Here is a 12,741-nt window from a genome sequence, read left to right on the forward strand (position 1 = left end):
GGGCAGGGCAAGAGGCACAAGGCATGCGATAGCGAGGATAAGCAATTGCGGCTTCATGCCACCCCTCCGGCGCTTTCACGGTGCGGCGAGGATGCGACAAGGGGACGCATCGGTCCAGCCGAAATCAGGCAGGGCCGCTCACAATTGCGTGTTGCTGGCGGGTGTTCTCAGCGCCAGAAGTCCGGGATGGTTTCGGAAAGCCGCCGGCCAATCCGCAGCGGGGCGATCTTTTCAGCAAGCCCCGTGGAGTCGGAAATCTCCACGCCGACACCGCAGATCGTGGCAGGTCCAGTGGCGGCTTCCATACGTCCCTTCGGCATCTTGGATATGAAGCGGTTTAGCGGCTCTTCCTTGTCCATGCCAAGCGAGGAGTCGTAGTCGCCGCACATGCCGGCGTCCGACATATAGGCCGTGCCTCCGTTGAGGATCTGGTGGTCGGCGGTCGGCACATGGGTGTGCGTGCCGACGACGAAGCTGGCGCGTCCATCGACGAAATGGCCAAAGCACTGCTTCTCGCTGGTGGCCTCCGCATGGAAATCGAAGATGATCGCATCGGCTTGCTCCTTCAGCGGGCAGGCATCGAGGATCGCTTCGGCGGATTTGAAGGGATCGTCGAGCTCGGGATGCATGAAGACGCGGCCCATGATGTTTGCCACGAGCACGCGTGCTCCGCTTCGCGCATAAAAGAGGCCTGAGCCGCGGCCGGGCGTTCCCTGCGGATAGTTCGCCGGGCGCAGGAACTGATCGTGGCGGCCCGCGAAGGCGACCGCTTCCTTCTGGTCCCAGACGTGGTTTCCGGTTGTGACGACGTCGGCGCCGGCGTTGATCGTCTCGAGAAAGATGTCCTCCGTGATGCCGAAACCGCCGGCAGCATTTTCGCCGTTGACGATCACGAAGTCGAGTTTCAGGTCTGAAATCAAGCCGGGCAGTCGATCCCATACAGCCGTGCGCCCCGTCTTGCCGACCATGTCACCCAGAAAAAGCAGACGCATTCCTTATCCGATCCAAGAAGCAAAAAAGCGAAGGCCGCTTTCTGTCAGGATGGCATCCAGGCTTATGTCATGCGGCTCGTCGGGCACATGTGCCACTTCCTGGCAGTCGAATGCAATGCCGATCAGCTTCGGATGCATGCCTTTTTGCCGCAAACGGCCGATCGCGCGGTCGTAGTGGCCGGCGCCATAGCCGATGCGATGGCCGCGATCGTCGAAGGCCGACAGCGGCACGAGCATGATTTCCGGATCGAGAACGGTGGCCTCCTGTCCCGGTCCGGCAGTACCGAAGCCCGTTGCAACAAGCGGCGCGCTGCGCAGGAGTTCACGGAAGACGATCGTCTGCCTGTCGAGGATGGCGGGAACGCAGAGGCGGGCGCCGCGTTCCTCAAAGCGCGCCATTAACGGCCGGATATCGGCCTCCGAGCGGATGGGCATGAAGCCCGAAATGATCGTGCCGGGATCGAAAGCCACAGCCTCGCCGGCGTGCTCCGCCATGGCCAGGCTTTTTTCGATCCGCGTCTCTGGCGGGATTGAGTCGCGCAGCGCAAGCCGTTCGGCGCGCATCTGGGCTTTCAGTCCTTTGGATATCGTCTGCTGCATAATGCGAACCATAAACGGCTGGCGGGCCATTGCAATCCCGTGAAACAGCGGGCGTTTACTGCCGCAAGTGCTGCAATGGGGCCGCCAGTTGCCGGACCGTCTGTTCGAACAAGGCCTTGCCGCCCGCAAGCCAGCCGAGCGCTTGCAACTTTTCGGTGCTCATCCGATTGATGGCAGACTTGTCTGCCGAGGCAGGCAGAGGATTGGAACAGCCGGTTTGCTGTTGCACGACCGACAAGATATCGCGGGTATCGGCGAGAAGATCGCAAACATTGAAGACCTCGCCGGAGACGCGGGCGCTTTCCGTCTCCAGCATCAGCCGCACGGCGCGGCCGAGGTCGCGGCCGTGAACTTCCGTTCCGGCTCGAACGGGCGCCGGCCTGCCGCTCAGGTAATCCTCGATGAGACCCGTCCATTTGTTCGGGAGCAAGTCGCCATAGACTCCCGTGGTGCGCAAGCTGGTCGCTGCAAAGCCCGGTCCGGCCAGATGGGCGAGCGCTCGCTCGCCGGCGAGCTTTACCTCTCCGTAAAGCGTATCCGGCTCCGGCAGCATGTCTTCTGTGAGAACAGTGCCGGGCGCTGTGTCCTGATAGGCGGCGCGGCTGGAGATGAAGATGCAGCGGCGGGTACCGGCGCGCTTGGCGGTGTCGAAGAGCGACACAGTGCCGTCGAGGTTTAGGCGGCGGAAGCCGCCCGGATCATCGCCTTCGCCGCCACGATATCGACCGGGTAGGTGGCTGAGCGCGGCATGCACGAAGAAATAGGCATCGTCGAAGGCCTCGATATGGTCCTTGTCGGGATCGAGCGAAAGCGGTGCGAATTCGACGGGACGGGAGAAGAGGCGTGGCAATGGCGCGCGGCGACCGCCAATGATGACCGAATATCCGGCGGCAAGCAGCTCCTCGACGATATAGCGTCCCACCAAGCCCGTCCCGCCGGATACCAGTACCTTCATTTCGCCTCCGGGTTCATCATGGACGCAAGGTCCGGCAGGTCGTTGCCGGCATGGACGGAGTGCCAGAGATCGATCAGCGGCTTGAGCCTGGCCGCCTTCGGATGATCCTTCTCCCATGGCTTTTCATATTGGTAATGCAGGACCGAAATGCTCTTCCAGTCCCAAAGCGCGGGCATGGTGAACCATACATATTGCAGCATGTTGAAATAGACGGGGAGGCCGTGCCAATCCGGGAAGAAGGCTTCGAGGAAGGTCTGGTCGGTCCGTCGCCAGAAGGCATCCGGCTGGTCGAGCATGGCAAGCATCCGGCCAAAGGTTTCTTCGGAGGGTCTTGCGACGAAGACACCGGAATTCATGCGGCGGAAGTCGGCAAGCGTTTCATAGACATTCGGTGCTGCGGAAAATTCGGGGTAGGCGAAGAGTTTGTCGATATTCTTCAAGATGATAGCATCGGCGTCGATGAAGACGATTCGCTCGTATTCGGTCAGTTGCCAGAGGCGAAGCTTGCAGAAATTGTCGAGCGGCGAATGAAAATCAGGCTTGCGGCCCTTAGCGAAGGGAGCGGCGGAATGAAGCTGGCCGCGGGCATGACGCTCGTTGAAGGCGCCGGAAAGCGGCAGGTGCGAGACTGCGATGAGGCGGCAGCCAAGATCGGCAAGCGGGGCAAGCGCGATTCCATCAACGCCGCCGGTATGCAGCACGACGATATTGGCCGCCGTTTTCGTGAGCCGAAGGGAGCGTACAAGCGCGGTCGCACCCTTGGCATAGTCGGCATTCGTGACGAGGGTGATGTAGGCGTAACGCTGAGGCCACTCTCCTAATGAGATGACCGCTCCGGTCTCCATCACGTCCATGCTCATGACACCGATTTCAGCCGCTTGCCTTCCGGGTCGCGGTCGATCGTGGCGGCGATGTCCTTCGTCCAGGCAGAGACTGCGGGAACGCGGGAGCGGTCGACGCGGTAAGCGAATTTCCTGGCGACGTCGACGATCTCGCTGAGCAAGCCCGCCTCGAGCGTGATCGGATCGAGCCCCAGATCGCGGAATTTCTCGTTCCTGACGATCAGATCGTTTTCCGGCGCTTCCTTGCGCGGATTGGGAAGCCAGGCGATCTTCGCGCCGCTCATCCTGGCGATCATCTCGGCAAGATCGCGCACCCGATGCGTCTCGGTCATCTGGTTGAAGATCTCGACACGGGAGCCGCGCGCAGGCGGGTTCTTCAGCGCAAGCTCGATGCAGCGAACCGAATCCTGGATATGGATGAAGGCGCGCGTCTGGCCGCCTGTGCCGTGCACGGTCAGCGGGTAGCCGATCGCGGCCTGGATGAGAAAGCGGTTCAGTACGGTGCCGTAGTCGCCGTCATAGTCGAAACGGTTGATCAGTTGGGGATGGCGGCAGGTCTGCTGCGTATGTGTGCCCCATACGATGCCCTGGTGCAGGTCGGTGATGCGCAGCGCATCATTTTTCGCATAGAACTGCAGGAGCAGTTGATCCAGGCACTTGGTCATATGGTAGATCGAGCCGGGATTGGACGGATAGAGGATTTCCTGTCGGGCCATCTCGCCATCCGCCGTTTCGACGCCGACGGTCAGGTAGCCCTCGGGGATCGCCGCGCCGACGGTCGAATAACCGTAGACGCCCATCGTGCCGAGGTGGATCAGATGAGCGTCGAGCTGTAATTCGACGAGCGCATTCAAAAGGTTATGCGTAGCGCTGACATTGTTGTTGACGGTGTAGTTCTTGTGCCGGTCGCTCTTCATCGAATAGGGAGCCGCGCGCTGCTCGGCGAAATGGACGATGGCCGCCGGCCGGTTTTCGGCAAGCCAATTCTTGAGAAGCTCGTAATCCTTGGCGAGGTCAATCAGATTGAAATGGATGCGCCGCCCGGTTTCGGCATGCCAGATGCGGGTACGCTCCTGAATGGAATCCATCGGCGTCAGCGATTGCACGCCAAGTTCGGTGTCGATCCAGCGCCGCGAGAGATTGTCGAGAATGTGGACGTCGTGCCCCGCGTCTGAGAGATGCAGCGATGTCGGCCAGCCAATGAACCCATCTCCGCCCATCACCGCAATCTTCATCGCATTGCCTCCTGCATGTTCATCCACTATCGGGAATACTCAAGTACTGTGACGATTGTTCAAAGCTAGGGCATTGCTGCGCCTCGCCAACAGGCATGCGTGTTTGGAGAAAATTATGGCGGATAACGGCTTTTCGATTTCTGGCGTGCTGACGGAGACGGGGCACCAACTGATCCAGCGCGTCTATTACGAAGACACCGATTTCTCCGGTCTCGTCTATCACGCGCGCTATCTGCATTTCCTCGAGCGCGGCCGCACCGACTATCTTCGCTGCCTGGGCGTCGAGCAGCGCGAGCTGATCACCGCCGACGAGGAAGGGCTCGTTTTCGTCGTCCACCGCATGGAGATCGACTTCAGGAATCCGGCGCGCATGGACGATGTTCTCACCATCGTCACGCGCACCGAGAAGGCAGGCGGCGCGAAGATGGTGCTGCAACAGGACATCCGCCGCGGCGAAACGCCGCTTATCGCCGCCAAGGTCATCATTGCCGTCATCAACGCGAAGGGAAGACCGCGGCGGTTGCCCGAGGCGCTGGCAAGGCAGATGCAAATAGAGACGCAGGAGGGCTGAAAGCGCATTCCAGACATGCAGAAATGACCAAACGCAAGCCTTGCAAAAACCTGACTTTCATGTGAAGGAATTCGGCGCTGCAAGAATTGCGCGGTACTCCGTCGTCGGACTTCGGTCTCTTCGTGCCAAGCCGAGAAGAAAAAATTCAGCTGGTAAAGCTTTGCCGTCATACTCTGGCACTAACGATCTATTAACCATAATAGTGTCTTACTCTGAAAGTCAGAGATTGTGCGGTGCACGCCTTCCTTTGACCAAATTTGACGGCAAGGAAGGCGGAAGAAGAGCTTTAAGCTTGACCAGGGCTTTGGGCGGCGGTCGCCAGGCAATTCTTGCGAGATCACTTTCTGTGCCGCCCGGTCAAGCACCGGGCGTTTGGATTCGGGGATTTTGATAAATGGAACAAGTAGGATTGGCAGCAGCAACGGCCGACGTCAGCCTCTGGTCGCTGTTCATGCAGGCAGGCATCGTCGTCAAGCTGGTCATGCTCGGGCTGATCGCAGCCTCCGTCTGGACCTGGGCAATTGTCATCGACAAATATCTGGCCTATGGGCGCGCCCGGCGCCAGTTCGACAAGTTCGAACAGGTTTTCTGGTCGGGTCAGTCGCTGGAAGAGCTGTACAGGACACTTTCCGAACGCAACAATACCGGGCTTGCTTCGATCTTCGTCGCCGCCATGCGCGAGTGGAAGAAGTCCTTCGAGCGCGGCGCACGCTCGCCGATCGGCCTGCAGATGCGTATCGACCGGGCAATGGATGTGACGCTCGCCCGTGAAACCGAATATCTTTCCGCCCGCCTCGGGTCGCTCGCGACCATCGGTTCGGCCGGTCCGTTCATCGGTCTCTTCGGTACGGTCGTCGGCATCATGACTTCGTTCCAGGCAATCGCCGGTTCGAAATCGACCAATCTCGCGGTCGTTGCCCCAGGTATTGCCGAGGCTCTTCTCGCCACTGCGATCGGCCTCGTTGCCGCTATCCCGGCGGTTATCGCCTACAACAAGTTCTCCGCGGATGCCGGCAAACTCTCTGGCCGCATGGAAGGCTTTGCGGACGAATTCTCCGCCATACTTTCGCGCCAGATCGACGAGAAGCTGCAGCCGCGTCAGGCCGCACAGTAAAACCAACGGAGTACACGATCATGGGTATGGCTGTTGGAGGCAATAACGGCGGAGGCGGAGGACGCCGCCGCCGTGGTGGCCGGAACAAGGGTGTTATTTCCGAGATCAACGTGACGCCGCTCGTCGACGTCATGCTCGTGCTGCTCATCATCTTCATGGTGGCGGCCCCGATGATGACCGTCGGCGTGCCGATCGACCTGCCGGAAACGCAGGCCAAGGCGCTCAATTCCGAAACGCAGCCGATCACCATTTCCGTCAAGAACGACGGTGCGGTGTTCCTGCAGGAAACGCCGATCCCGGCCGAAGAGATCGCCGCCAAGCTCGAAGCGATCGCGACCACCGGCTACAATGAGCGCATCTTCGTGCGTGGTGACGCGACGGCGCCCTACGGCGTGATCGCCGACGTCATGGCGCGCATCCAGGGCGCGGGCTTCAAGAATATCGGTCTCGTCACGCAGCAGAAGAAGGACCAGTAGAAAGCAAGATGAAGACCAGTGTCGTCACATCTGCTGTTCTGCACGGCTTGGTGCTCGCCGCGGCTCTGGTGACCATCGGTTCGCCGGAATCGTTCAAGGTCGATGATTTCGAAGCGATGCCGGTCGATCTGGTGCCAGTCGAATCCATCACCCAGATGCAGCAGGGTGACAAGACGGCAAAGCCCAACGACAAGCCGGCGCCGAAGCCGACGTCAAAACCCGCTGATGTTGCAGACGCAGAGAACCTCGGCGACAACAAGATCGATCTGAAGACGCCGCCGATCCCGAACGCCAAGCCCAACAACAACGAAAGCACTGCCGCGCCGAAAGCCGCCGAAAAGCCGCTTCCCCAGAATGATCCCGTCCCCAACGAGGTGAAGGAGATCATGAAGGAGGACACGGTGGTCGATGAGCCGAAGGAAGTCGCATCGGTTCCAGAAACCAAGCCGGAAATTGCGCCGACGCCGCCGAAGCCGGAAGAAATGCCCGCCGAACAGGCCGAGCCGCCGAAGCCGGAAGCCGAAGCGCTGCCGGACAATGTTCCCACGCCGGTGGCCAAGCCGCAGGTGAAGCCGCCCGAGCAGAAACCCGCTGAAAAGCCGCCGGAAAAAGCGCAGGACCAGCAGAAGACGGCTGACAAGCAGCCGGACAAGAAGAAAGCCGACAAGGCCCAGGAAAAGGCGAAGGCCTCGTCCTCGAAGCAGAGCGATTTCAACGCCGACGACATCGCAGCACTGCTGAACAAGCAGGAGCCTTCCAACGGCGGCGCCAAGCGCTCGACCGAAGTCGCATCTCTGGGTGCCAAGAAGTCGAATAACACCGGCGCCAAGCTCAGCATGAGCGAGATGGATGCGCTGCGTAATGCGATTGCCGGCAACTGGCAGATCATTCCCGGCCTTGCGGACATGGACCAGGTCCGCATCACCGTCCACATGAAGCTGGACGAGAATGGCGAGATCATCGGAGACCCCGAGGTCGAAGCGACCGGCGGCAACGAATCCACACGCCGTGCACTTGCAGGCGGTGCCTATCGTGCCGTCAAACGGTCCGCGCCATTCACCAACCTTCCGAAAGACAAATATGACGCGTGGAGCGAAGTCATCGTGAACTTCGACCCCAGTCAGATGGCCCTTTAAATGCTGAAAGGCTTGCTCCTCATGACCAAGTGTTCCCTCATCCGCGCCTTCATGGTGGCTCTCGGCATGGCTGTGACGGCGGCTATCGCGACGCCTGCCCACGCGCTTGTCGAGATCAACATCAACAAGGGTAACGTCGAGCCGCTGCCGATCGCCATTACCGATTTCCTGCAGGGCGACATGGGCGCGCAGGTCTCCCAGGTGATCGCCGCCGATCTCCAGCGCTCCGGCCTCTTTGCGCCGATCAACAAGAACGCCTTCATCGAGAAGATTTCCAACCCCGATGCCGCTCCGCGTTTCGAAGACTGGAAGGTCATCAACGCGCAGGCGCTCGTCACCGGCCGCGTCACGCAGGAAGGTGATGGCCGACTTCGCGCCGAGTTCCGTCTGTGGGATTCCTTCGCCGGTCAGCAGATGACCGGCCAGCAATTCTATACGCAGCCGGAAAACTGGCGTCGCGTTGCCCACATCATTGCCGATGCGATCTATAAGCAGATCACCGGCGAAGAAGGCTATTTCGATACCCGTGTCGTCTTTGTCTCCGAGTCTGGCACGAAGCAGCAGCGCAAACGCCAACTCGCGATCATGGATCAGGACGGCTTTAACGTGCGCACGCTGACGGATGGCAGCGACCTCGTTCTGACGCCGCGCTTCTCGCCGAACCGGCAGGAAGTGACCTACATGTCCTTCGCCAACCAGCAGCCGCGCGTCTACCTGTTGCAGCTCGAAACCGGACAGCGTGAAGTTGTCGGCAACTTCCCCGGCATGACCTTTTCGCCGCGCTTTTCGCCGGATGGCCAAAAAGTGGTGATGAGCCTTCAGCAGGAAGGTAACGCGAATATCTACACGATGGATCTGCGGTCGCGCACGACGACGCGCCTGACGTCGACAGCCGCGATCGATACCTCGCCATCCTATTCTCCGGATGGGGGCCGGATCGTTTTCGAAAGCGACCGCGGCGGAAAGCAGCAGATTTACGTGATGAATGCTGACGGCTCCGGCCAGACGCGTATCTCCTTCGGCGACGGCAACTATTCGACGCCAGTCTGGTCGCCACGCGGCGATCTGATCGCCTTCACCAAGCAATCGGGCGGGAAATTCTCGATCGGCGTGATGAAGCCGGACGGTTCGGGCGAGCGCATCCTGACGACGGGCTTCCACAACGAAGGCCCGACCTGGGCGCCGAACGGGCGTGTGCTGATGTTCTTCCGCCAGCCAGCCGGCGCAGGCGGCCCGCAGCTTTATTCGATCGATTTGACCGGTTACAACGAGCAGGCCATCAAGACGCCGACCTACGCATCCGACCCGGCCTGGTCGCCGCTGCTTGAGTAGTGGATGAGCCGGATTTCGCCTTCTTGTCGCCGCAAAGTGCTGGAATTGGCCGATGCAGGGACAATCAACAAATTATTAACCATACTTCTTGAGCGCCGATTAACCGAGTACGGTTACAGTCCGGCAACCCTGATAAATCGCAAGGAGACCCGGCCATGAGCCGAATTCACACCCCGGCAATGAGCCGCATGCAGTATTTCGCCCGCAACCCCGTCATGATCGCACTCGTTGCCGGTCTGGCGCTCGCTGGCTGCGCCAACAAGAAGACGCCGAACAGCGCTGGCGAGCTCGGCCTCGGTGCAGGTGCCGCAACGCCGGGTTCGGCTCAGGACTTTACCGTCAACGTCGGCGACCGCATCTTCTTCGACACTGACTCGACCTCGATCCGTGCCGACGCTGCCCAGACACTCGACCGCCAGGCACAGTGGCTGGCTCGCTACCCGAACTATGCGATCACCGTCGAAGGCCATGCCGACGAGCGCGGCACGCGCGAATACAACCTTGCACTCGGCGCCCGCCGTGCTGCCGCCACCAAGGATTACCTTTCTTCGCGCGGTGTTCCGGCTCAGCGCATGAAGACGATCTCCTACGGCAAGGAACGTCCGGTCGCCGTCTGCGACGATATTTCCTGCTGGTCGCAGAACCGCCGTGCAGTCACTGTTCTCGGCGGCGCCGGTATGTAATCCCCTCAAATATATTGTGTTGCGAAAAGGCGGCTCCTTCGCGGGCCGCCTTTCTTTTTGAACACACTTTGGCCAGACTCCGTTGCTTTTTGAAGGTAATTGGAAAAATCTCCTGTTCGTGCCATCCAGGCGCGAAGAATCACTGGGACAGGACGAAACCTATGAAGAAACTTGTCGTGGCAGGCTTGCTCTGCCTCGCGGCCGTAACCGGAACCGAGCGAGCGGCTTATTCCGCTTCGTTTCTCGGCATGAACTTTGGCGGCAAGCCTGCGCAAAGCCAGACGCAGACGCCGCCGGCGGTCAACGTGCAGAGCAGCAGCGCGGAAATGCGCGTGCAGCAACTCGAAGAGCAACTGCGTCAACTGAACGGCCGCATCGAGGAAATGAGCTTCCAGATCCTGCAGATGCAGGAATCACTGCGCAAGACGCAGGAAGACAACGAATTTCGCTTCCAGGATCTGGAAAAGAGCGGCGGTGCCGCTGGTTCGAAGGGCAACACGAAGAAGAGCGAGGCGGATCTGCAGCCTCCGGCTTCCGGGCAGGCCGATGCACGCCCCCAGCGCCAGAACGACGATGTCGCGACGATCATCGAGACACCACAGGGAGCCGAAAGGGCTCCCTCCAACGACGTTCCGTCGGACAGCGGTTTCGGGCGGCCGCCGCAGCAGCTGGGCTCGATCCAGTTCGATCAGAACGGCAATCCGATCGGCGGCAGCGTGAATGAGAGCGCCGAGGTCGGTTCAGCGCCGCTTCCCGACGTGAATGCCGGGACGTCGCCGCAGCAGACCGCATCTCTCGGCAGCGAGACCGATCAGTACAAGGCCGCTTACGGTCACGTCCTTTCCGGTGATTACGCGATTGCCGAAGAGCAGTTCACCCAGTATATCGCGCAGTATCCGGGAAGCGCTCGGGCTGCCGATGCCAATTTCTGGCTGGGCGAAGCGCTCTATTCCCAGGGCAAGTTCAATGAGGCCGCCAAGACCTTCCTGAATGCCCACAAGAAATACGGCTCGTCCGAAAAGGCGCCCGAAATGCTACTGAAGCTCGGCATGTCGCTGGCTGCACTCGACAATAACGACACGGCCTGTGCGACGCTCAAGGAAGTCACCAAGCGTTACCCGAAGGCTTCGCGCGCTGTCATAAGCAAGGTCGCGAGCGAACAGAAGCGCCTCTCCTGCTGAGGATTCCGGTTTGTCTCCGGACACTGTGCTTTCGCCCGAGGCCGCGGCCCGTCGCTTTCTCCGTTCGCTTGCCAGCCCGACGCGTATTCTCGTCGCCATCTCCGGCGGCAGCGATTCGACCGGTCTGCTTCTTGCACTTTTGGAAGCGCTGAAGGCCGAACCCAATTCCCAAATTTCCCTATGCGCCGCGACGATCGACCACGATCTGCGCGCAGAATCGGCAGATGAGGCGCGCCATGTCGCAGCCTTATGCAAATCGCTCGGCATTGCCCACGTGATCCATGTCTGGCGCGATCCCAAACCAAAAACCGGCATCATGGTGGCCGCCCGTGAGGCACGTTACGAACTGCTCGCAGATGCCGCGGCGGAACTTGACGCTAATCTCATCGTGACGGCGCATACGCTGGACGATCAGCGGGAGACGCGAGCGATGCGCAGCGCGCGCAGCGACAACCCCTCCACCGGCATCGCCGATGCCGTTCTCTTTGAGCGCCGGGTCTGGATCGCCCGGCCGTTTCTTTCGTGCCTGCGCGCCGATATCCGCGCATTTCTGTCGGCCCGAGCCTTGCCTTGGCTCGATGATCCAAGCAATGAGGATCTTAAATATGAGCGCGTGCGGACGCGCGCCGCATTGGCGGGTGAGGGCGCCCCGGAGGCAGACGCTTACGGCGACATCCGCTTGGAGCTTTCACGGCAGGCGGCCCAATGGCTCGGCCGTCATTTTACCCTTCCGTGCGAAGGGCTGGGCCGCGTGGACAGAGATGGACTTGAGGCGCCCCTGGACGTGCTCGGTTATGCGCTCGGCCGTCTTGCGGCCGTTTTCGGCGGACAACGCTTTGCGCCAGGCCGCGTGCAGATGGATCGCATTCTCGCTCTCGTAACCGCAGGCACGCCCCGACGCATGACCGCAAGCAGAGTGGTTTTCGATCTAAGACGCGACGGCCTTTACCTTGCACGCGAAAGCCGCGGCATCTTGCCACTGGTCGTTGCGCCCGCAGAGCGCGGCATCTGGGATGGCCGGTTTGTTGTCGCGAATAGATCGTCGTTCGATCTGACGGTTATCGCACGTTCCGCCAACTCCTCCCTCGTTCCCGTGCTTGCCACGGCAATCCAGCCACGGCGCGTGGCTGGATTGCCAAAAGCTGCGCTCAAGCGGGCCTTGGCAGCTCAGCCACGCATTTCAGTCGCCGCTGACGCGAACCTGTGCATGAATTCTCATCCGGATGTCACTCTCACGCGGTATTTTGCGCTGTTCGACCGCTTTTTGACACGATTTGATCTCATCTTTGCTGAAAGCCTCGCGGCGGCTTTTGGAATGCGCCCCTATCCAAGCCCGCCTTTAGGTCTTATTGACGGAAAAGCCATCTGACAGAGTGTATCGCCTTGGCAACGGCACAGCGCAACCCTATGTTAGAAGCCAAATAAGACGGCTGCCATGAGGCGGTTGTTGCAGTGCTGGGGAGTTCAATGAACCCTAACTTACGTAATTTCGCCTTGTGGGCAATCATAGCGCTTCTGCTGATTGCCCTTTTCAGCCTGTTCCAGACGACGCCGGCGCACACCGGCTCCCGCGACACACCCCAATTCCAGTTCCTGCGGGGGGGCGGTGGCGGGCGCGTCCAGG

At 60.5% G+C, this 12,741-nt stretch carries 13 protein-coding genes; 8 read left to right on the forward strand and 5 right to left on the reverse strand.

Going from position 1 to position 12,741, the window contains the following annotated elements:
* Positions 1 to 167: 167 nt before the first annotated feature.
* Genes C9413_RS17055 through C9413_RS17075 form a run of 5 tightly spaced genes read right to left on the reverse strand, consistent with a single transcriptional unit; the run spans position 168 to position 4,624 of the window.
* Entirely contained in the window at positions 168 to 992 is an 825-nt protein-coding gene (locus C9413_RS17055; protein ID WP_039846024.1) for a TIGR00282 family metallophosphoesterase, read from the reverse strand.
* Between the two features lie 3 nt (positions 993 to 995).
* The gene (locus tag C9413_RS17060) at positions 996 to 1,592 is read right to left on the reverse strand and encodes a 5-formyltetrahydrofolate cyclo-ligase (protein ID WP_039846978.1); all 597 of its coding nucleotides are present in this window, start codon (positions 1,590 to 1,592) and stop codon (positions 996 to 998) included.
* A 55-nt stretch (positions 1,593 to 1,647) separates the two neighbouring features.
* On the reverse strand, positions 1,648 to 2,547 hold the full coding sequence (locus C9413_RS17065) for an NAD(P)-dependent oxidoreductase (protein ID WP_039846023.1): 900 nt from the start codon (positions 2,545 to 2,547) through the stop codon (positions 1,648 to 1,650).
* Positions 2,544 to 3,401 (reverse strand): glycosyltransferase, encoded by an 858-nt coding sequence (locus tag C9413_RS17070; RefSeq protein WP_223844024.1) that lies wholly within the window; start codon positions 3,399 to 3,401, stop codon positions 2,544 to 2,546. The genes C9413_RS17065 and C9413_RS17070 overlap by 4 nt, the downstream gene beginning before the upstream one ends.
* A 2-nt stretch (positions 3,402 to 3,403) precedes the next feature.
* Positions 3,404 to 4,624: an NAD-dependent epimerase/dehydratase family protein gene (locus C9413_RS17075; protein ID WP_039846022.1), complete on the reverse strand. Its 1,221-nt coding sequence runs from the start codon at positions 4,622 to 4,624 to the stop codon at positions 3,404 to 3,406.
* Positions 4,625 to 4,739: 115 nt separating this feature from the next.
* On the opposite strand from C9413_RS17075, the gene ybgC reads away from it, so the two are divergent.
* The 8 genes from ybgC (at position 4,740) to tilS (ending at position 12,486) form a co-directional block, all read left to right on the forward strand.
* Positions 4,740 to 5,195: a tol-pal system-associated acyl-CoA thioesterase gene (ybgC, locus tag C9413_RS17080; protein ID WP_039846021.1), complete on the forward strand. Its 456-nt coding sequence runs from the start codon at positions 4,740 to 4,742 to the stop codon at positions 5,193 to 5,195.
* A gap of 394 nt (positions 5,196 to 5,589) precedes the next feature.
* Positions 5,590 to 6,309 carry a protein TolQ gene (gene tolQ / locus C9413_RS17085; protein WP_022715757.1) on the forward strand — a complete coding sequence of 240 codons (720 nt, stop codon included), beginning with the start codon at positions 5,590 to 5,592 and terminating at the stop codon, positions 6,307 to 6,309.
* Between the two features lie 20 nt (positions 6,310 to 6,329).
* Positions 6,330 to 6,785: a protein TolR gene (tolR, locus tag C9413_RS17090; protein WP_022715756.1), complete on the forward strand. Its 456-nt coding sequence runs from the start codon at positions 6,330 to 6,332 to the stop codon at positions 6,783 to 6,785.
* Positions 6,786 to 6,793: 8 nt separating this feature from the next.
* Positions 6,794 to 7,921, forward strand: coding sequence for a hypothetical protein (locus C9413_RS17095; RefSeq protein ID WP_039846020.1), 1,128 nt, complete (start codon positions 6,794 to 6,796; stop codon positions 7,919 to 7,921).
* A 21-nt stretch (positions 7,922 to 7,942) separates the two neighbouring features.
* Positions 7,943 to 9,253: a Tol-Pal system beta propeller repeat protein TolB gene (gene tolB, locus C9413_RS17100; protein ID WP_039846976.1), complete on the forward strand. Its 1,311-nt coding sequence runs from the start codon at positions 7,943 to 7,945 to the stop codon at positions 9,251 to 9,253.
* A gap of 155 nt (positions 9,254 to 9,408) precedes the next feature.
* A complete protein-coding gene (gene pal / locus C9413_RS17105; protein WP_039846019.1) occupies positions 9,409 to 9,936 on the forward strand; it encodes a peptidoglycan-associated lipoprotein Pal in 528 nt (175 codons plus the stop codon).
* A gap of 161 nt (positions 9,937 to 10,097) precedes the next feature.
* Positions 10,098 to 11,117: a tol-pal system protein YbgF gene (ybgF, locus tag C9413_RS17110; RefSeq protein WP_039846018.1), complete on the forward strand. Its 1,020-nt coding sequence runs from the start codon at positions 10,098 to 10,100 to the stop codon at positions 11,115 to 11,117.
* A 10-nt stretch (positions 11,118 to 11,127) separates the two neighbouring features.
* Positions 11,128 to 12,486 (forward strand): tRNA lysidine(34) synthetase TilS, encoded by a 1,359-nt coding sequence (tilS, locus tag C9413_RS17115; protein WP_170250673.1) that lies wholly within the window; start codon positions 11,128 to 11,130, stop codon positions 12,484 to 12,486.
* The last annotated feature ends 255 nt before the right edge of the window (positions 12,487 to 12,741 follow it).

Origin of the sequence: Rhizobium sp. SEMIA 4085 (assembly GCF_013004495.1) — a bacterium.
Classification (GTDB): domain Bacteria; phylum Pseudomonadota; class Alphaproteobacteria; order Rhizobiales; family Rhizobiaceae; genus Rhizobium; species Rhizobium gallicum.